Genomic DNA, 20,222 nt, shown 5'->3' with positions numbered 1-20,222 from the left:
CAATGGCCTTACGTATTCGATTAGCAAGAGGTGGAGCTAAAAAGCGCCCCTTTTATAAAATTGTAGTGGCAGATGCGAAAGCTCCACGCGACGGTCGTTTTATTGAGAAGTTGGGAACTTATAATCCTATGCTTCCTCAAGAACACAATGATCGTCTTCACTTGAACTCCGAACGCATTCAATATTGGTTGGGCGTTGGTGCTGAGCCTTCTGATCGTGTTGCTCGTTTCTTAGGCCAAGCAAATATTATAAAAATGCCCGCAATTGTTGAAAGCCCGAAAAAATCAGCTCCAAAAGCCAAAGCCCAAGAGCGTCTTCGTATGGCTGCTGAAGCGGCTCGTGAAGCTGCAGAGGCTGCCGCGGCTGCTGCCGCAGCGCCTGTTGTTGAGGAAACTCCCGCTGAAGCTGTACCTGCAGAAGAAGTTGCGCCTGAATAAAGATCAGGCCTGTTGCGTAATGAGGTGCCCACTATGACCCAGAACAAATCCAAATCTCCCTATTTATCTATAGGTGTAGTTGGTGCTGCTCATGGCATTCGGGGTGACCTCAAAGTGAAAAGCTTTACTGAACATCCGGAAGATCTGGCCTCCTACGCCCCCCTTTATTTGGGTGAGGACCTTAAGCCAGTACGCATTGCAAAAATTCTTTCCAGCCAAGGGGACAAATTAACGGTTCATTTGGAAGGCGTGGAGGATCGCACGGAAGCCGAATTTCTCAAAGGTCTCCACTTTATGATTCATCGTGATCAATTGGTGGAGATTGAGGAAGAGGAAACTTTCTATCATGCCGACCTTTTGGGTCTTGAGGCCTTGAGCGAAAGTGGCGAATCTTTAGGACGTGTTGTCTCTGTCAATGATTATGGCGCAGGTGACATTCTAGAGATTAAATCCCAAGATGGCAAAATGCTTGCAGTTGCGTTTACCAAAGAATTTATTCCTCAGGTCAATCTTGAGGAGGGAACTTTGGTCGTAGCCCTGACCGCTTTACTCGAAGCTGCAGGAGAGCCAGCATGATGCCTTGGAAAGCCACAGTCTTGACGCTTTTTCCCGAAATGTTTCCAGGACCTCTGGGACATACACTTTTGGGAAAAGCCCTTGAAAAAGGAATCTGGGAACTTGAGGCCGTAGATATCCGTGACTTTGCTCAGGATAAACATCAAACGGTTGATGACACCTGTTTTGGTGGAGGTCCTGGAATGGTGATGCGTCCTGATATTGTGGATGCTGCGCTTTCCTCAGTTGCTCAAAAAAGTCGAGATCGTGTGATTTACCTTTCCCCCCGGGGGAGGGTCTTTGATCAAAATCTCGCTCATGAATTTGCGCACGAAACAAAACCTTTTGTTTTCTTGTGTGGGCGTTATGAGGGGATCGATCAACGGGTTCTTGACGCTTGGAATGTTGAGGAAGTTAGTCTTGGGGATTTTATTCTCACGGGCGGTGAATTGGCCGCCATGGTGATGATTGAAGCTAGCGTTAGGCTTTTGCCTGGCGTAGTTGGAGATCAGGAATCCCTGGAAGAGGAAAGCTTTTCATCGGGTCTTTTAGAATATCCCCACTATACACGTCCGCGGATGTGGGAGGGTCAAGATGTCCCAGAAATTCTACTTTCGGGTCATCACGAAAATATTCGAAAATGGAGATTGGCCGAGTCTCAAAGAATTACGCAACAAAAGCGTCCAGATCTCTGGAAAAAATATGAAGAACGCGCTATATAGAGAATAGAAGAGGAGACTACTAATGAATATTTTACAAAAATTTGAGCAAGATCAGCTCACAAAACTGAAAGAAGGAAAGACAATTCCTGACTTTCAAGCCGGGGATACTCTCCGCGTTTTGGTGAAAGTTGTGGAAGGTACGCGTGAGCGGATTCAGGCTTATGAAGGCGTTTGCATTGCACGCAAAAATGCAGGTCTCAACTCGTCCTTTACCGTGCGCAAGATGTCTTATGGTGAAGGCGTTGAGCGTCTTTTCCCACTGCATTCCCCAAACATCACGATTGAACTCGTGCGTCGTGGTATTGTTCGTCGTGCGAAACTTTACTATCTCCGTGGTTTGACTGGTAAAAAAGCACGTATTGCTGAAAAGATTGTCAAAAAAACAGGTATCAAAGTGCAAGAAGCCTTGTCGGCGCCTGCTGCTGAATAAATCTATTTTGATATCATTCAAAAAAAGGTCTCTCGTTTTGACGAGAGACCTTTTTTGTGTTTTTTTTGTCAGCGATATCATTTTGAACTTGTTTCGGAATCTCCTTAAAATGATAGCGGGTGAGGGGGCAGAGAACAATAACTTCAGTTTGCTCTATTTCTCAAAAGCAAAAAAGAGAAATTAATGGTGTGTGTCTTCAGCGCATAAATGATGGTAGATCGTCTCCAAAGCCAATAATGGGCCCTTTGGGTTCCTCAGATTGTTTTTGAACTCTGGGCTGAGGTGGATTTGGAGGACGCTGTGGTGACGGAGCCTTCTCTTGTGGGGGAGTCTTTTGTGGACGCCCTGGGGATTTTCCCCGCACAGGTGCTTTTTTCTGAGGTAATGTTTTGGCTTGATCCACAGAAAAGCTCTCATCGAGTTTAACTTCTTCCAAGGCGCCACCTGCAATTTTCAGAATATTCTGAAAGTTCTTTTCGTCCGCCTTAGAAATTAAAATAAAGGCATGCCCGATATTCCCCGCGCGCCCCGTGCGTCCAATTCTATGGACATAATCTTCTGCTTGAAGGGGAACGTCAAAGTTAAACACATAAGGAAGTTTATCGATATCAATACCGCGGGCAGCGACATCACTCGCAATTAAGAATTTTATTTTCTCATCTTTGAATGCTTGAAGTACCTGGTTGCGGGCGGATTGGGCCATATCCCCATGGAGGGCACCGGCAAGATATCCATAGCCTGTCATTGATTTTTCCAAAAAATCGACATCTTTTTTGCGATTGCAAAAAATAATGGCGGAGGGAATTTTCTCACTTTCAATAATTTGCCGCAAGGCTCTCCGTTTTTCAGAAGCCGCTACATGAATAAATTTTTGAACAATTGTTGAAGCTGTGGTCGATTGAGGGCTTACGATCACTTCTTTGGGATTGTTTAAATATTTTGAAGAAAGCTTTTTGATTTCAGCAGGCATAGTTGCCGAAAAAAGAAGTGTTTGCCTTTTCTTCGGAAGAAGACTTGATATTTTTTCAATATCAGGGATGAATCCCATATCGAGCATGCGGTCCGCTTCATCAATCACAAACATTTGAACGTCTGTCAGAAGAATTTTTCCGCGCTCAAAAAGATCCATGAGACGTCCGGGCGTTGCAATCAAAACGTCCACACCGCGTTCAAGCTTTTTTTGCTGATCCACAAAAGATTCGCCGCCAATCAAAAGTGCCAAATTGAGTTTCGAGTTCTTGCCATAGTGTTCGAAATTTTCAGCGACCTGCATGGCGAGTTCTCGAGTGGGTTCAAGAATCAGTGAGCGGGGCATGCGCGCTTTAGCACGGCCTTTGGAAAGTTTTTCAAGCATTGGCAGCACGAATGATGCGGTTTTGCCCGTACCCGTTTGCGCAACACCAAATATATCATGCCCGTTTAAGACTTCGGGGATGACTTCTTCTTGAATAGGTGTAGGCGTTGTGTAACCCACATCTTCAATAGCTTTGAGGAGAGAGGCGCTAAGGCCCAAATCTGTAAAATTCATGAATGTTTTAAATCGAATAAATTAATATCTAATAACATGGCTTGATAACGCATCAACACTAACTAAAAATCAAGCTTTTTCTATTAAATAAATTTTTTTGTTGCGAAAATGCATCAATACCCTCTCCTTAGTCGAGAAAAAAAGCGTTTTAAAAACCCCAGTTGGGTCAAGAAATCAAAGACCATCAAGGGCCTATCTCCCAGAGGTAAAAAGTTTTCATTTATCACAAACGTATTTAGGATCCATTTTATATGCGCAAAAAGCTATGGTGCTTGTCCCCTGGAGTGTTTATTGTATATTTTTATCTAAGGGTGGGGGAGAGAGAAGCCTTCAAGCTCCCGGTTTCTTTTTCTTCACGCTGTGGGTTTCAAGCCAAGTTGTAAGGTCATCTGCAAAAAGCGGTCTTGACATGAAATAACCTTGCCCCACATCGCATCCCCAAAGGCGAATGAGATCAAATTGCTCTTGCGTCTCAATGCCTTCTGCCACGACTTCAAGTTGAAGTTCGTGCCCAAGCGTAATAGCACTGCGCACAATGGCGGCCGCTGCAGGATTGGTTGTAATATCACGCGTAAAAAGTTGATCCACCTTAATCACATCAAGAGGAAGCTCATAAAGATATTGATGTGTGGATTGCCCCGTCCCAAAATCATCAATGGCAATTTTAATGCCTTTGGACCTGAGTTTTGCTAAAATAGCCGCCACAGATTTGATATTCGTTGCGACAGATGTTTCCGTTACTTCAATTTCAAACTTTTTCTTAGGGATTTGATGTTTTTCTAAAAGAGTGTCCAGGGTTGAAAGTACACCCGCATCATTAAAGTTCTTCATTGAAAAGTTTACAGCAACACTAATCGGATAGCCTTGGGCGTGCCACCTTTCCATCTGGGCTAAAGACTCTTCCAAAAGCCATTTGGTGAAGGGGTTTATGAGCTGTGTTTCTTCTGTGAGCGGAATAAATTCATTGGGAGGCACAAATCCTAAAACGGGATCCTCCCAGCGGACCAAGGCTTCCACACCTATGGTTTTATGAGATCCCATTGCAATTTTAGGTTGATAGGCCAGTTTGAGCGCCTTGTTCTCAATGGCTTCGGTAAGTCGATTTAAAATGAGAAGATTTCTCTCTGGATTTTGATCCGTGCTTTTATCATAATGGGTAAAGCGTTTGACTTCTTTTTGGCCTTTATCGAGCGCAATTCGGGCTTTTCGGAGAAGCTCATTTAAGTCATTGTCATCATGAGGATAAATTGCTACGCCAAACCGCATTTCAATGAAAATTGGAATGCCATTTAAAGTGTAAGTTTGAGAACTCAAAGATTCACAAGACTTCAAAACTTCCGCAGCATCCGTTTGATGGGGGATGATAATTGCAAATCGATTAGTTTGAAGATTAGCTATTATGCTTTTTCCATCAATCATATTTTGCAATTGACGAGACGTATAATGAATGAGGCGAGATGTCCCGTCTGTACCCAAAGCTCTATCGATTTTCCCCATATGACTGAGTTCGGCCACAATCACGATCATGGCTGTAGGTTTGTGAGTTTTTAAATAATTTTGATACCAGATTTTAAGGCCCGTGAGATTCAAAAGGCCTGACAAAGGATCTGTTGTGCGTTTGAGCTCAAGCTCATGAAGATACGCTCGGAAAAGAGACGCTCCAAGTCCCGAAAGCCCCCCCACAACTGCAAAAATAAGGGCTCTTAAAATCCAGGAGGCATGGGGTTGTTCGATGGATAATTCAATATCTGCAGGCATAATAGGTCCCATGAGAAGACCAGCCACAAGTCCTGCAATGACCCCGCCCCAAACGGAAAAGAGAAGGCCTGCCAGAACAATGGGAATATAAAGCAGATGCACATAAGCGAGATGGGTGCCACCCATCTCCAAAACAAGGTAGTACCCGCCGCCCAGCATGAAGGAGATGAACATAACCATCGTCCCTAAAGTCCAGCCCTTGGGAAAGAAAAAGGGTTTTAATGATTCAAGCGTCATCATGAAATAGTTATGCTTTTGAAAATCATCAAAGCCTCTTTTTTTATTCCTTTCTTGGATGATATCACTAAAAAGAGAAGCCGTCAAAATGAAGTGTTTTTTGCACAGCAGCTCCCGGCAAGAAGATTTTCGAAATGAGCAAATTGCAAATGCAAAAAGACCATATCTCGTCAAGCAAGTTGAGTACAGAAAGATTTGAATTTCAGTCGAGGCTATGAGTTATTTTGCTATTTCAAGCAACGACAGGTAGATCCAAAGGAGGAGGTCTGATAATCGACTCATACAGCGTCTCAAAATCTGGGATAAATCGATACATGAGAGTATTCAACTATAGTACTTCTCCATTATATGGATAGACATTGGCTGAGGAGTTTATCAAGGAGTTGATGAAGGTTTTCTGGGTTTTGCTGGACGAGGGGGCGGAGGATGGATTTGATTTTGTGCCACCAATGTTCGATAGGATTGAGGTCAGGAGAGTCAGTTGGGAGAAAGAGGAGATGGCAGCCAAATTTCTCAATCAAATCTTTCGTTTTTGGCGATTTGTGAAAGGCGGCATTGTCCATAATCAGGGTGGTATTTTTTGGTGAACCTCCACGGGGCAAGCCCCGTGGTATCTCGTTGGCCTAAAGGCCAAGTTCAAGCTGCGCTTGCCTCATATCACTAATTATATGAGGGGCGCTTCATCCATGGAACAAGCCCCGTGGTTTTTTCGCGCGTATAAATTCGGCAATAAAACCTACTCAAGCCAAGCATTAAAAAGATCTGCATGACATCCACCTTGAAAGGTGAAAGGCGCCACGAACGCACCCTTCATGAGACCGCCAATGATACTGACACGCTCTCTTTTTTGGCCCGGGATCTCCGCGTAAACCTTTTGCCCGCGCGGCGCCCAGGCATGCTCTCGATAAAGGCGATTATCAATCCCAGCTTCATCAATCCACACGATTGTTTCAGGATCTATTTTCTCAAGCTGTTTTATAAATTCGGCCCGCTTGTCTTCGTTACGTTCTTTGTAAAGCGTCGTCTTTTTTTCGTGTAATGTTTAAACGTTTAAGCCATTTACTCACGTTTTGGAATCTCAACCCCAAAGCTTCGGCGATTTGTTTGAGCGTATGATCCGGATTTTGAGCGACGTAGTCTCTGAGTTTTTGCTCATCGACTTTACGCGGATAAGAAGTGCGTTTTTTCGGTTTAATATCCCCTTGTTTATGAAGACATATCCATCGATAGATCGTGGCTTCTCCAACGTTAAAAACCTTTGCAGCCTCCCGCTTACGGCCGCCGCTCGTAATGGAGGAGATGACCTTTTTTCGCAGCTCTTCCGAATATGCTTTTGCCATACGCTCCTTATACCTAAACTTTTCCTAAAAATCTATCTATTTATAGGGGAAGGACTATAAAACTCTGACATTTTAAAGTCATCCTGTATTATAATAAAATTATCTCGCCTTTGCTATATACCGCTCGGCAATGAAGAAGCCTTGTTAATCAAAGGAATGAACGAAACAACCGTTGTAATTCAATAAAATTTTATGTATAAACAAGGCATGAAAATTGAACTGACAAATAAAGAAAAACAAGATCTAGAATTTCAGCACAGTAAAGAAAGAGATCGTCGCGTGGCTGATCGCATCAAAGCCGTTTTGTTAAATGCGGAAGGATGGACTCAAAAGCAAATCGCTCAGGCTTTGCGTATTCGCTATGAAACTGTTCAAAATCACCTCAACGATTACAAGAATAGCAAAAGCTTAATCCTGAAAATGGTGGCTCTGAAAGCCATCTTACCCCGCATCAAACTTTGCAGCTGATCAGCCATCTTGAGGACAACATCTATCTCAAAGCTAAGCTTATTTGCGCCTATGTGGATCACACTTTTGGCGTCCAATTTACTGTTTCAGGAATGAACAAGCGGCTCATCCGTAATCATTTTTCTTTCAAAAAACCTAAGGGCACACCTTCGAAAGCTGATCCAGTAAAACAAGCTGAGTTTATCCAATATTATGAAGATCTTCTCAATCATCTTCCTGAGGATGAACCCGTTGAGTTTGCCGATGCCGTCCACCCCACAATGGCAACAAAAATAACCCATGGGTGGATTCATAAAGCTGAGGACTATGAAATTGTCCTGCATTAGCTCCCTCCTTACAGCCCCAATTTGAATCCGATTGAGAGGTTATGGAAAGTGATGAACGAGTACGTACGCAACAATCGTGTCTTTCAAAGTGCTGCTGAATTTAGGGATGCCATTGACGCATTCTTTGCTACGTGGCCTCAAATCGCCAGCTCTATGGTTGACCGCATTAATGATAACTTTCAGATCCTTAATAAGGCATCTTCAAGTTAAAGGAGTATATCTCAAACCACGCCAATGATTAAGAAGGTACAACCCGTTCAAAAACGGCACATCAAGAAATATCAAAATTTGCGGTGAGAGTCCTTTTTCAGTGAAAGTCCTGCACTCACACTCAATTTATCATCTGACTTAAGGCGCAGATTTTTTGGTGATGGGTTCATGTAAACTGCTGCCTTTGAAACTTAATGTTTCGCAACCTAATGCGCCTCATGCGGATACACTTCTGGTGACGTTCCAAATTCAGGATCATCAAAAATGTCAGAGTGATCCATGAGTTGAGATTTGGTAAGCTTGTAGGCCTGATGATGACCTTTTGGCAGCTCGGCCACGGCAACCGCCATATTGCCCCAAAAAATCATCAGTGCACTTAGGGAAATCAATACTTTTTTCATAATAACCTCCTGTTTTTAAGGGCAGCATTTCTATTTATTAACTTTCCGCCATCTCATAGAAGCTTAACACAAAATTATAGGTTGTGAAGAGGAATCTTAATGATTTAAAGTAAGGCCTGTTTTAACGAGGCAACAGTGAAACTTTCCGTCACAAATAAACGTTGGATTTATGAAGACCCCAATTATCGGCAGGTTCAAACGCTCATTCAAAAGCATGAGCTGCCGGATAGTGTAGCCCGAATTTTGGTTCGTCGCGGCTTTGATTGCGGGAATATTGACTCATTTTTAAACCCAAAATTAAAAGATCTTCTTCCTAATCCGTTGAACCTTTTGGATATGGAGAAAGCCGTTTCCCGTATGATAATCGCTCTTCAAAATCAGGAAAAAATTATCATTTTTGGCGATTATGATGTGGACGGGGCGACCTCCTCATCCCTCCTTTTGAGATTTTTAAAACCTTTAACGCCTCATGTTTCTTTTTATATTCCCGATCGTATCACCGAAGGATACGGCCCTTCGCTTCCCGCTTTTGATACTTTTTTAAAAGAAGGCGTAAAACTTATTATTACGGTTGATTGCGGAACGGCTGCCCATGCCCCCCTCGCCTTCGCCAAAGACAACGGCATGGACGTGATTGTGTTCGATCATCATGTAGCCGAATCCAAACTGCCCGAAGCTTATGCCCTCGTTAATCCCAATCGTCTGGATGAAATCAGCGAGACCTCTAAAAAAACACGTCATTTGGCAGCCGTGGGAGTTTCCTTTTTATTTGCAACAGCCCTTTCAAAGCGCATCAAAACAGATCTGCCTGAAATGATCACTCACCTTCCAGATCTTTTATCCCTTTTGGATCTGGTGGCATTAGGGACCGTCTGTGACGTTATGCCCTTAACAGGATTAAATCGTGCTTTTGTAAAGCAAGGCCTCAAAGTTATAAATTTAAGAAAAAATATTGGCCTTAAAGCCCTTGCGGATATAGCGGGGCTCAATGAAACTCCGAGCACTTATCATCTGGGATTTTTATTGGGACCTCGCATTAACGCCGGGGGGCGCGTGGGCGCCTCTGATTTGGGAACACGACTTCTCACAACACCTGATCATTACGAAGCGCAGAAAATCTCAACAGAGCTCAATCACCTCAATCAAGAACGCCAAGACATTGAAGCCGTCGTTTTGGAAGAGGCTCTCCAATTGGCAGAGCTTCAACAAAATCATCCCGTGCTCTTTTTGGCGCATGCGGGGTGGCACGAGGGCGTCATTGGAATTGTGGCAGGACGTCTTAAAGATCGCTTTCAAAAGCCCACATTTATCGTGGCGTTAAATGAAGGTGTGGGCAAAGGCTCTGCGCGCTCCATCCCCGGATTTGATGTGGGAACGCTGATTCACAATGCACATCACAGAGGCCTCCTCCTCGGTGGAGGGGGGCATGCCATGGCCGGCGGTGTCAGTGTGACGATCGATCAAATTCCTGAGTTTCATAATTATTTAAATGAATCCTATCTTCAGCTATCCGAAAACACAGATTTTTCACCTTTCCTTGAGATTGATGGAATTTTGGGACTTCATGCCTTGAAAGGCGATATTTTAGATCATCTTGAGAAAATGATGCCTTTTGGGGTGGGGAATCCTTCTCCTAAATTTTTATTTGAAGGTGTGCGCCTTAAATATTGGAAAATTGTAGGGGAAAACCATCTTTCCCTTCAACTTTCGCAAGATGACAGAACCACATTCAAAGCTATGGCTTTCCGAAGTCTCGGAACACCTTTGGGAGAGCTTCTCCAAAAAAACAAAGGTGAACCACTTGATTTTGTAGCCACCCTCAAACGCGACACCTGGGGAGGACGCAACGAAATCCAATTGATGGTGGAAGATGTTCGCGCATCGGTTTATGAAGCTCAAAAGCTGGTTTCTTAAAAAGAATAGAGTCCCTTTACTCTTTGTTGAAGGCTCTTAAAAACTGTTTTTTGCAATTATTTCAAAATTTTAAATCCCTCAAAATTTCCCCTTGTTTTTTTCTAATAGGGACCCTATATGATTTTTAGAATACAATTTCTGTATTTGTTTTTTAATGGAGATATTAATAATGTTAAATAAATTTTTATTTGCCGGTCTTTTGGCCACAAGTGCTTTGACAATGACGTCCCCAGCCACTGCTGGATATGATGAGGAAAAGGGTCAGTTATCTGTTTCTATTCGCAAACTTAAGTACGGCTACATGAACGGAGAAGTTACATTAAATGATGGAACAAAGCTTTCCGTCACAAAACCTAGTTACGCTTCAGAGCCTAACTTTACAACTCTTGACAAAGATCAAAAATTGACTACGCCTGTCACAAGTAACACTGCACACTTCGTCCAAGAAACACCTGGAAGCACGATAGCAGTATTCCAAGGTTATGTTAAAAAATACAACGCGTCCACACAGGTATTGGAAGATGATCTTACACAACCTATATACAAAAACGAATTGATGTCAGGAACGAGATTTTTTGACCTAGACGTTAAAATTATTTCCACAAAAAAACTTAGTGAACCTAAAAGCGAAGTCAAGAAAATTGATGTTAATAACAACTCCATTGTGCAAATCAAAGAAAAAACTCAAATCTTGACCATTTCCTCAAAAGAAGGAGTTCTTGAGGAAAAGAAGCCCTCAATTGAAACTAAGGTTTCCCTTGAGAAAACTGAAAAAGAATCCCTGCCTGTCGCGCAAGTAAAGATGTTGTACGGTTCGCTTGTTATACGTTTAGAGGACTTGAAAAAAGCAGCCAAATCTGGCACGCTTAAAACAAACTTGGGAACGATGACATTTGCAATCTTCGGGCCCTATGGAGATGATACGGCTTCCAATCTTAACTTCCTCTTTGGGACCATGGATGAGCTCTATTTACACTCTGTGACGAAGACAGATTCTCAAGAAACATTTCGTTTTGATTATAATGCTGGCCCCGGACGCTGGAATGAATCCCTTAAAATGTGGGAAAATGATGCAGCACCTTACGCCGTTAGCGTCACCTTAAAAAAAGATGTTGAAGAAAAAAAATAGTACCAAACGTCTTTTAAGTACTTACAAAATCCACTTCTTGAGAAATCAGGGAGTGGGTTTTTCTTAATGCGCATTCTGCCCTTTACACCCTCTGACTTTCACTTGAAACTCTCCGTGCAAAGCTTTAATATTTCTCCATAAAAACAAAAAATAAAGGACAAATAGTGTTCGCTCGCATTGAAACTGTCTCCTTCCAAGGCGTGGAAGTCACGCCCATTGATGTTCAAGTTCAAATTTCACCTGGGCTTCCCAATTTTATTATTGTAGGACTTGCCGACAAAGCGGTCGGGGAATCGAAAGAGCGAGTACGCGCGGCATTGAATGCTTTGGCGTTAGCTCTACCGTCCAAACGAATCACAGTCAATCTGGCGCCAGCAGATGTTCAAAAAGAAGGCACTCATTACGATCTTCCCATTGCCGTCGGGCTTTTGGTCAGTATGGGTGTCATTCCTCAAGATGCCATTGAAGGATTGGTGGCCTTGGGGGAGCTTGGACTCGATGGAGCTATAGCGCCCGTCTCAGGTGCTTTACCAGCCGCAATTTATGCCTCATCCGTTGGTAAAGGCCTTATTTGCCCTGAGGCGTGCGGTGGGGAAGCGGCCTGGGCCGGAGATTTAAATATCATCGCCCCCAATCATCTTTTGAGCTTAATTAATCATTTTAAAGGCACTCAAGTTTTAAGCGCCCCTGAGGCCATTTTAGAAGATGACAGCAAAGAGATACATCTCGATATGCGCGACATCAAGGGGCAAGAAACCGCCAAGCGCGCGCTTGAAGTTGCAGCCGCAGGCGGACATCACATGCTAATGTGGGGGCCTCCAGGTTCGGGGAAATCCATGTTGGCCTCAAGATTATCTTCGATCCTCCCTCCCCTCACCCCAGAAGAAGCACTCGAAGTCACCATGATCCATAGTTTGGCAGGGCAACTTTCCGAAGGTCGACTTTTAAGGACGCGACCCTTTCGCGATCCTCACCATTCAGCAACCATGCCGGCACTGATTGGTGGAGGGATCAAAGCGGGACCTGGGGAAATTTCCTTAGCTCATCACGGGGTTCTTTTCTTAGACGAGCTTCCTGAGTTTGCCAGATCCACATTAGAAGCCTTGCGTCAGCCTGTTGAATCGGGTCGCGCTGTGGTGTCGCGTGCCAATGCGCATTACGTGTATCCTGCCCGCATCCAGCTGATGGCCGCCATGAATCCTTGCCGTTGCGGATATCTCTCTGATCCCGAAAGATCATGCTCACGGGCACCCAAATGTGCACTTGATTATCAAAGTCGCATCTCAGGCCCCCTTTTTGATCGTATTGATATTCATATTGATGTGCCAGAAGTTAAAGCCCAAGACCTCCACCAACCAGCCACTGGAGAAACTAGCGAGACAATTCGTGCCCGTGTAATCCACGCGAGAAACATTCAAAAAGCACGCTTTGAATCTGAGGGAAGTGAGATCTCTTTAAATGCCCATGCTGAAGGTCAGCTTTTAGAGAAAATCGTTAATTTGTCTCTGGAAGATCGGACGTTTCTCGAGACCGCATCTGAACGGTTCAAACTCTCCGCACGGGGTTATGCACGCGTCTTACGGGTAGCGCGGACCATTGCAGATCTTGCAAACTCGAAAACCATTCAAAAAGAACATTTGGGAGAGGCTCTTAGCTACCGGATGATGACTTACGGAGGCGGGACTTCGGCGACGTCTTCCCCACGTTCCGTTCAATATAATCGATAATTGTATCGGCGACATTCACGCCTGAGGCTTTCTCGATCCCCTCAAGTCCTGGTGAGGAATTAACCTCCAGTACAAGGGGTCCTCGGCTAGAGCGCAAAAGATCGACACCGCAGACATCAAGGCCCATAGCCTTGGCTGAGCGAATGGCAATATCGCGTTCTTGTTTAGTCAGTCGAATTTTCTTGGCCGTGCCGCCACGGTGAATATTGGCCCGAAACTCATCAGGGGACCCCTGCCGTTCAATGGCAGCCACAACTTTCCCCCCTACAACCAGACAACGAATATCCGCCCCTTTGGCTTCTTTGATAAACTCTTGAACCAAAATGTTCACATTCACGCCCAAGAATCCCTCAATGACACTTCTTGCAGAGGATTTTGTTTCGCATAAAATAACCCCAATGCCTTGAGTTCCTTCTAAAAGTTTAACAATGAGAGGAACGCCACCCACCATTGAAATCATGTCATCAATGGAGCTTGAGGAGTTGGAAAATGCAGTCACTGGCAAAGGCAAACCTTTTCTGGCCAAAACTTGCATAGATCTTAATTTGTCGCGGGACCTCATAATCCCCAAAGATCCATTCAAAGGCCACGTTCCCATAAGCTCAAATTGCCTTAAAACGGCAAGTCCATAAGAGGTAATCGAGGCCCCAATTCGCGGAATGACCGCATCATATTTGTCCAAAACTTTGCCCGCATAGTGAATAGAATCTTCACCGCCGCTAACATTAAGATAAATCTTGAGAGTATCAATCACGTCAATTTCATGACCGCGCGCATGAGCGGCTTCCACAAGGCGCTTGTGAGAATAAAGGTCGGCATTTCGCGCGAGAACAAGAATTTTCATACTTATCAGCTTACTAAAAAAAGGTTAAAGGACCCTTAATGGAATTGAAGAAGATGTGCAACGATTTAATCCAGTCGCAGACGCTCTGAAATCTCATCAGTTGATAAGCTCATCAAAAAAGGTATAAAACTAATCCAAAATGGAATGCTGACTGTATGTTTATAAAAAGAAGTAATTTTTTCAACAAACACTTGAATTTGATCAGCATTTCCTCGAAGAAGCTCTCTTATGAAAATATATTTTTTATCATGGTAGGGGGTTTTCCCACAAAGAGCTAAGTGTTGGAGAACTCAACGCCTCCATACGTTTTGAGATATCTTCAGGGATCAGTCCTAAAAGTTTTGCCGTGATTGTTGCACGCTGAGAATTATCCCCCTTGATTAAATCTAAATATTTTTCAATCATTTGAATTCTGGCAACACTTTGACCCGGAGTCAGCGGCAAAATGGCATTGATAATTTGGACCCGACCATAAGAATCCATATCTGCCGAAAAGAGCACATGAGAATACTGGGTAATGAGTTGGCAGCGTTCTAAAAATGGATCATACTCCATTTTAGGGATTTGAATTTGCAAAGTCGCATCAGAAAGCGGTGATGTTTCCGGGAACCAATCCTCAGCATAAGAAAGAATTAAATGTGTTTTCTCTCGAAAGCCCCCAAGAGGCAGGTGAAAATAGATGATGTGCTCCAAGCGGTTAATTTTGTAATTTTTTTGAAACATCCGATAAATGGAGTGAATGAGAGGAATGCTTTTGGGGGCCACCTGATAAGACCCTAAACGGATACGTTGAATATCTTGAGAACTCCACAAACGCGTGAGAAGCGTTGGGTAGAGTAAAAAAAACCATTGTTTTGCTGTATCTGTAGGAGGAAGGATGAAAATTTCAGCGATACGCCGTGCTTGTTCTTCCTGAGCAAACCTATTAAGAAACTGACATGTATGCGCCAAAAACGCGATATTTTCCCATTTTAATTTTTTTTTGCCATCAACTTCAAAATATCTTTGGGAAGAGTCTGAAATAATCCTGCATGTTGAGGATTAGGATCCCCAATTTTACGCCGAGGTGTGTGCGACTGCATTGTCTCTTCAGTAGAATCAATGCTAACGTTTGTCGCCATAGCCTTCCCTGCCATAAAACTTGCTAGGACAACCGAGATTATTTTTGTCATATTCATCATGGAAAACATCATAACCCATTAAATTAGAAATTTCAAAATCTCAGCCAAAGAAAGCCATTGAAATGAAAGAGTTAGTGGAAAATAAACAATATATACAATTGTAGTTGACTTATAAGAATTTTTATTACAAATATACCCATTGTTTTTTAATATTTTTGAGAGAATACTATGACCTTTAAAAAGCAGATTTCCCTTTTGACGTCCCTCAGTCTATTGGCCCAACCGATTGCCCCCGTCCTTGCCGTGCAGATTTCGTCCATGAGTGAATTGGAGGAAAATGTTAAGGGTTTATCCCAATTTAAATCCGTTCCCGCCGCTTTGAATTTTAAAGCTGATTCCAACACAGCAGCTGGTGTTCTTCATTATGCTGAACATGAAGGTGAAATCTGGATACCTTTAGGCCTCCGTGATGATAAGAAAGAATGGTGTAATTTTGGTGGAAAAAGTGACGCTGAAGAAACGCCAACAGAGGGTGCGAGTAAATCTAAAAATCCTTTAAAAGACAAGAATCAAACTGAGACGAGTTTAACGCTCGCAGACACGGCGGATCGTGAAACGCGTGAGGAATCGAATACCCTTTATGCCCATCATCCACGCATCCTTCGCCATAGTCCTTTTATTGATATATATACTGAGAAAGCAAAAGGGGACCTTCTTTACCGCATGTATTGGAAAAAAGTTCACTATCTTGCTCCAGAAGTTTTCAAGGAAAAACTCAAAACCGCAAAAGATCACCACAGTCAGGAATATACGGATTTTAAATGGGTAAAAGCGAAAGACCTTTTAGAAGCAGTTCAAGAAGAAAACCGAAATTTAGGGAATGAAGAAAACCCCATCTTTATCTATGAACCTTTGTTTGAGACGCTATCAACGGACAGTGGCGTGGCTTTCTTAAAAGAGCTTACGACTTTTAAAAAACTCAATCCTTTTAAAAAAAGAATCAGACCTCTTGTGAACCGACTCTATATTTTGTCTGAGGAAATTGAAAATCCAAAAGATGAAGAGGCCATCGACTTTATTAATGACAAAGCTCATGCAGATTTTAAAGTTCATTGGGACCTTCCAACCCAAGAGTGGTGGGGAACTTCTAAAGAATTTGATTTTGACAAGCCCTATCAAAAACCGAAATTAGACTCCAGAATACCTACAAAATATACACCTATCCCTTTTGGAAAAGATGGATTTGGCCGCACGCAAGGACAAAAAAGTCTATTGGAGAAGGAAAAACGCGTAGATGAAGATAAAGTAACTTTTAACACTCAAAAAGAAGAAGACATTTTTGCAGAAGCGGTGGCAGCCCATGGCGCCGCCATGGTGGAACTGAAGAAATCAAACAGATTTGCAAAAAATAATAATAATAACACAATACCCCACGTTTCCACCCCTCACTGGAATCCTAACCAGGACGAAACTTTAAGCCGTATTCATTTGCGCATTATTTTGGGCCCAGATTATAAAGAGCCTAAAGATTTCCCAAAAAGCGAAAATTCAAAACGAGAGGCTGATCTTACAAATATCAAGGAATATTTCAAACGTTACAATAGTGCAGAATTCGAGCAAAAAGGAAAAGTTGAGTTCAAACGTAAAATCAATTTCTTGGAAAGTGATTTTGAAATGTTTGCCGATGTGATGGCTTATGAAGAGAAAAATAAAAAATGGCCTACTTTTTTCCACGCCGCTAGCGCAAATTTAAACAACCTCTTTAAATCATTTACGTATTTGCGCGAATTAATTGGTGTTAAGGCATTTAATGAGCAACTAGCACTCCGCGGTACCGACATTTATTTTAAAGACTTCAATAACATAGCGGAAGTTCTGAAAAAAATTGGTTATGAGGATTATGCAAACAACCGCGCCTCCATGATTTTATGTTTGAACTATGTCTTACTGGCGGGCTTAGCCACAACCCGAACTTCTTCTTCCTCCATTGAATATGTCATTAATGATCACAGCGTTGAAGAACAAAATCTGAATGATCGATTTGAAGAGGCTATGGTTTTAGCTGGATTTGCCAAACCTATTTATGATTATTTCCAATCCATTTTCGAGCAATTTGTCGCCCATAAGCATCCAGAGCTTGGAAATAGCGTCATGCTTCCTATCTCTATCAATCCAGACATTTTGGAAGATAATATGTATGCAGCTCACGGTGGGGGGGCATCTTTTGATCTTAAAGATGACAAAGACCAAACGACAAACTCACCCCTTCATGTTTTGCGTGGACTTCAATCTGAGGGACTCAAGCAGAAATCTGGAAAAGAATCCTTTGAAACGGATAAAGAGAGGAAAAGGAATCTTATCCCAGAAGCTCGATTTTTCTTGCATCCTAAAAACATGCTTAACCCTGGAAACGTCAAAGTTAAAGCATTTAATCGCTTTCCTTTATCTGAAAAAGAAGAAAAGGCTTATGATCAAGAAATGCGTCAGACATCTATCACGATGTTGGCAGATTGGCTTGCTCAAAAAAATAAAGTGCTGTCAGGTAGCTTTCAGGATTATCCTCTCTTAAAAACACTTTACAAGTGGGCTTACAAAGGTTTGACGGGTGAAGAAGTTCAAGAATCCCTTGCCGTTGATGGATTCCTCTACCTCATTCGTCATGGGCATACGGGTGCAGTTGAGACTTATCTTAAGCTTTATCCAGATATCATCCAAAAAGGGGGAATTGATCAGAAAAGCTTAATGCGTGCAGCCATGGACTCCAATAATCCTCAATGTCTGGAGTTTGTCTTTACAAAAATTTTAAACGCACCGCTTCAAAAGTTTGTTTCAGATGACCATGAGTTTACCAAAATCGTGCGCACTCTTTTAACTGATAACAAAGATAAATCTTTAGTTTATTTCATTGAAAACTATAATATTTCTAAAATTGATGACAAAATCAAGTTGTTCTGGATTAAGGCTTCGGCATATGAGGATTACAACCTTTCTGTGACACACGCAGTTGTCAAAAAGGCCCCCCACCTTTTTGAACAAGCACTTGAAATTCTTTTAAAATCGGGACTAAGTGCCGATTGCTTTCAATCGATTCTTGATTCAAAAATGCTAACACCTCAAGATCTTCTTGTGAAGTTTAGTGATTATGTCCGCAATGGCGACCTTAAAGAGTATCATGAGACCGTCTCACAATTGAAAAAACTCCTGGAAAATGGTGTGGACTTAAGTGCACTTCATCCGCAAACACAAGATCCTATTATTTTTAGTTTGCTTGCGACAGAAAGTATTATTAATGACATAAGCGTCGCAGATGAGTTAAAAAAAATAAAAGGATTGCTCGATCTTAAAAACAAGAAAGGATTCACACTTTTAGAAGTGGCTCAAAAAACCTATCTAGAAGGCCAGATGATGGGCGGGTTGATAACGGTTCTGATTCAAGCACTGCAAAATGCAAAACGTGACGTTGGCTCCGCTTATGACAAGGAATTTTTAGAACTTTTTGGAACGGACTACATATACTTTTATGGCGATAATGTGCTGCAAAAACCTCAATCTCGTCAATGGATTGAGAAAGCCAAAAAAATTACTCAGATTTCGGAACTTCCCGGAATTGTGAACGAATGTCCCAGCTCTATTTTATTAAACATATTCTCTCAGAGATTTTCAAATTTGTCTGTTTTAAATCTATTGCAAGCAAAGGCAAATAAAAACTATGAAATCATGACAAACTGGAAAACACAGTTCACGGAGGTTGTGAAAAAAAATGATGAGTCGAAAATGAAAGAGCTTATTTCAAATGCGCCTGAGTCTATTACGGAATATGAGGCAGAATTTACCGATTTAGAGGAAAAATTTAAAACGCCTTTAGAAGGAAGATTTGGACTTCTTGAAGAAAAATCAAAAAACTGGACAAAAGAGCTTGAGAGTATGGCAAAAAAGGGTGAGGAGGCCTTGCGTAATTTTCTTCATAAAGTACCTTCTTATATTTGGTACACGAATTCAGAAATTTATGAAATTCTCAAAAACTATACACTTGATTTCTATAATGCGTATGTCATTCCCTATGAAAAAGCCACACATGACTGGACCTCTGAACTCCAGATACTTAAGGAAGATCTCACCAAACAGGTTAATGAATCTGCAATAACCAAATTTGAGAAGCATTTGAAATCAGCTCCGAATCCTGGGGCTTTCAATAATTGGGAATTTTCGAATACGCTCAGGCTGCTAATGAAAGACGAACGATTAATTCCTCTTCTTGAGGCATGTGTCAATTTTGCTACCCACAGCCAAATGGCCTTTATTGAAAGCCCATACACAGTTTCTCTATTTTATTCAGACCCTGATTTATCTGATAAAGCAATAGTTTCGTTTTTAAATTTACTGAGCCCTCAACAACAAACGACTCTACTTAAAAAGTTAGATGAAGACAATTTTGAGGATCTTCTCTCAAAGTTACCATTGGAGTTTATTTCAAAACTCTTAAACAACAACCCTGAGCTTTTTAAAAATCATGGTGAAAATAAGGACTTTTTTGGATCAGCATTGTGGGAGCTTCCTCTGGAATTGAGAAAAGAATTTGCCCTCAGTCACATTGATGAATTGCTTAAAAATGAGCCAGAGTTAAATACGCCTTATTTTGTATGTCTTCTTTTTACAAATGACAACAAGGAGCTGGTTGAAACCCTCATTAAAAAGAAACCCACTTTCCTGGACATTCAATCTGAGGATGGGTTAAGCCTTTCTGAAATTATTGAATCTTTTCCAAGTCGATTTAAAAATGGAACAATGCTCTTTGGAATGCTGGAAAAACGTTTGAAGACAAAAAAATCTGAAAAGAATTAACCCTTAGGGGCGCGCTGTATTTCCCCCTTAAATGCAGTGCTGCCCCCTTCCCGCTCAAAAAATATTTCTGCACATTTTCAGCAAATATTAAACATATTCTGCTTAAACTTTTTCTCAGATTGATTTAGAAAAAGGGTTCTCTTAAAATGAAGGGCTTTAAGTTTTTAAAAATTCAAAATGAGCTTATGATGTTTTCCATGGTACTGTTGACTGTGTGGACTTTATCGTCATCC

17 protein-coding genes and 1 pseudogene are annotated in these 20,222 nt (G+C 42.1%); 9 read left to right on the top strand and 9 right to left on the bottom strand.

Annotated elements, in window-relative coordinates; all coding sequences use genetic code 11:
* Window positions 1-2 precede the first annotated feature (2 nt).
* The 4 genes from rpsP to rplS are packed head-to-tail and all read left to right on the top strand — an operon-like array spanning window position 3 to window position 2,144.
* Window positions 3-437 carry a 30S ribosomal protein S16 gene (gene rpsP / locus Bealeia2_RS10525; protein WP_414437827.1) on the top strand — a complete coding sequence of 145 codons (435 nt, stop codon included), beginning with the start codon at window positions 3-5 and terminating at the stop codon, window positions 435-437.
* Between the two features lie 33 nt (window positions 438-470).
* The gene (rimM, locus tag Bealeia2_RS03925) at window positions 471-1,013 is read left to right on the top strand and encodes a ribosome maturation factor RimM (RefSeq protein ID WP_331255812.1); all 543 of its coding nucleotides are present in this window, start codon (window positions 471-473) and stop codon (window positions 1,011-1,013) included.
* Window positions 1,013-1,714: a tRNA (guanosine(37)-N1)-methyltransferase TrmD gene (trmD, locus tag Bealeia2_RS03920; protein WP_414437843.1), complete on the top strand. Its 702-nt coding sequence runs from the start codon at window positions 1,013-1,015 to the stop codon at window positions 1,712-1,714. Before rimM ends, trmD begins: the two co-directional genes overlap by 1 nt.
* Window positions 1,715-1,736: 22 nt before the next feature.
* Window positions 1,737-2,144, top strand: a complete 408-nt coding sequence (rplS, locus tag Bealeia2_RS03915) for a 50S ribosomal protein L19 (RefSeq protein WP_331255810.1) — start codon at window positions 1,737-1,739, stop codon at window positions 2,142-2,144.
* A gap of 196 nt (window positions 2,145-2,340) precedes the next feature.
* Here the strand turns inward: rplS and Bealeia2_RS03910 are convergent, their stop codons facing one another.
* The 5 genes from Bealeia2_RS03910 to Bealeia2_RS03890 all read right to left on the bottom strand — a co-directional run bounded on the left by Bealeia2_RS03910 (window position 2,341) and on the right by Bealeia2_RS03890 (window position 7,007).
* Window positions 2,341-3,672 (bottom strand): DEAD/DEAH box helicase, encoded by a 1,332-nt coding sequence (locus Bealeia2_RS03910; RefSeq protein WP_331255809.1) that lies wholly within the window; start codon window positions 3,670-3,672, stop codon window positions 2,341-2,343.
* Window positions 3,673-4,002: 330 nt separating this feature from the next.
* On the bottom strand, window positions 4,003-5,754 hold the full coding sequence (locus Bealeia2_RS03905; protein WP_331255808.1) for a bifunctional diguanylate cyclase/phosphodiesterase: 1,752 nt from the start codon (window positions 5,752-5,754) through the stop codon (window positions 4,003-4,005).
* A 257-nt stretch (window positions 5,755-6,011) separates the two neighbouring features.
* The gene (locus Bealeia2_RS03900; RefSeq protein WP_414437842.1) at window positions 6,012-6,281 is read right to left on the bottom strand and encodes a transposase; all 270 of its coding nucleotides are present in this window, start codon (window positions 6,279-6,281) and stop codon (window positions 6,012-6,014) included.
* 122 nt (window positions 6,282-6,403) lie between these two features.
* Window positions 6,404-6,610 (bottom strand): transposase, encoded by a 207-nt coding sequence (locus Bealeia2_RS03895; protein ID WP_331255807.1) that lies wholly within the window; start codon window positions 6,608-6,610, stop codon window positions 6,404-6,406.
* Between the two features lie 58 nt (window positions 6,611-6,668).
* Window positions 6,669-7,007 (bottom strand): IS630 transposase-related protein, encoded by a 339-nt coding sequence (locus Bealeia2_RS03890; RefSeq protein ID WP_331255365.1) that lies wholly within the window; start codon window positions 7,005-7,007, stop codon window positions 6,669-6,671.
* Window positions 7,008-7,214: 207 nt separating this feature from the next.
* On the opposite strand from Bealeia2_RS03890, the pseudogene Bealeia2_RS03885 reads away from it, so the two are divergent.
* A pseudogene (locus tag Bealeia2_RS03885) lies at window positions 7,215-8,011 on the top strand (winged helix-turn-helix domain-containing protein).
* A 206-nt stretch (window positions 8,012-8,217) separates the two neighbouring features.
* Here the strand turns inward: Bealeia2_RS03885 and Bealeia2_RS03880 are convergent.
* Complete coding sequence (locus tag Bealeia2_RS03880; RefSeq protein ID WP_331255806.1) at window positions 8,218-8,412, bottom strand: hypothetical protein; 195 nt, start codon at window positions 8,410-8,412, stop codon at window positions 8,218-8,220.
* A 135-nt stretch (window positions 8,413-8,547) separates the two neighbouring features.
* Between Bealeia2_RS03880 and recJ the strand changes: the two genes are divergently transcribed.
* From recJ to Bealeia2_RS03865, 3 genes are all read left to right on the top strand, one after another.
* A complete protein-coding gene (gene recJ, locus Bealeia2_RS03875) occupies window positions 8,548-10,326 on the top strand; it encodes a single-stranded-DNA-specific exonuclease RecJ (protein WP_331255805.1) in 1,779 nt (592 codons plus the stop codon).
* A 169-nt stretch (window positions 10,327-10,495) separates the two neighbouring features.
* Complete coding sequence (locus Bealeia2_RS03870) at window positions 10,496-11,455, top strand: hypothetical protein (RefSeq protein WP_331255804.1); 960 nt, start codon at window positions 10,496-10,498, stop codon at window positions 11,453-11,455.
* A gap of 164 nt (window positions 11,456-11,619) precedes the next feature.
* Window positions 11,620-13,182 carry a YifB family Mg chelatase-like AAA ATPase gene (locus tag Bealeia2_RS03865; protein ID WP_331255803.1) on the top strand — a complete coding sequence of 521 codons (1,563 nt, stop codon included), beginning with the start codon at window positions 11,620-11,622 and terminating at the stop codon, window positions 13,180-13,182.
* On the opposite strand, the gene rimK is transcribed toward Bealeia2_RS03865, so the two are convergent.
* The 3 genes from rimK to Bealeia2_RS03850 form a co-directional block, all read right to left on the bottom strand.
* Window positions 13,106-14,026 (bottom strand): 30S ribosomal protein S6--L-glutamate ligase, encoded by a 921-nt coding sequence (gene rimK, locus Bealeia2_RS03860; RefSeq protein WP_331255802.1) that lies wholly within the window; start codon window positions 14,024-14,026, stop codon window positions 13,106-13,108. The genes Bealeia2_RS03865 and rimK overlap by 77 nt on opposite strands.
* Window positions 14,027-14,272: 246 nt before the next feature.
* Window positions 14,273-14,977 (bottom strand): hypothetical protein, encoded by a 705-nt coding sequence (locus Bealeia2_RS03855; protein WP_331255801.1) that lies wholly within the window; start codon window positions 14,975-14,977, stop codon window positions 14,273-14,275.
* A 20-nt stretch (window positions 14,978-14,997) separates the two neighbouring features.
* Complete coding sequence (locus tag Bealeia2_RS03850) at window positions 14,998-15,147, bottom strand: hypothetical protein (protein WP_331255800.1); 150 nt, start codon at window positions 15,145-15,147, stop codon at window positions 14,998-15,000.
* 228 nt (window positions 15,148-15,375) lie between these two features.
* Between Bealeia2_RS03850 and Bealeia2_RS03845 the strand changes: the two genes are divergently transcribed.
* Complete coding sequence (locus Bealeia2_RS03845; protein ID WP_331255799.1) at window positions 15,376-19,989, top strand: hypothetical protein; 4,614 nt, start codon at window positions 15,376-15,378, stop codon at window positions 19,987-19,989.
* Window positions 19,990-20,222 lie beyond the last annotated feature (233 nt).

Source organism: Candidatus Bealeia paramacronuclearis, from assembly GCF_035607555.1.
Taxonomy (GTDB): domain Bacteria; phylum Pseudomonadota; class Alphaproteobacteria; order UBA9655; family UBA9655; genus Bealeia; species Bealeia paramacronuclearis.
This window is presented reverse-complemented; position numbering and strand designations above follow the sequence as displayed.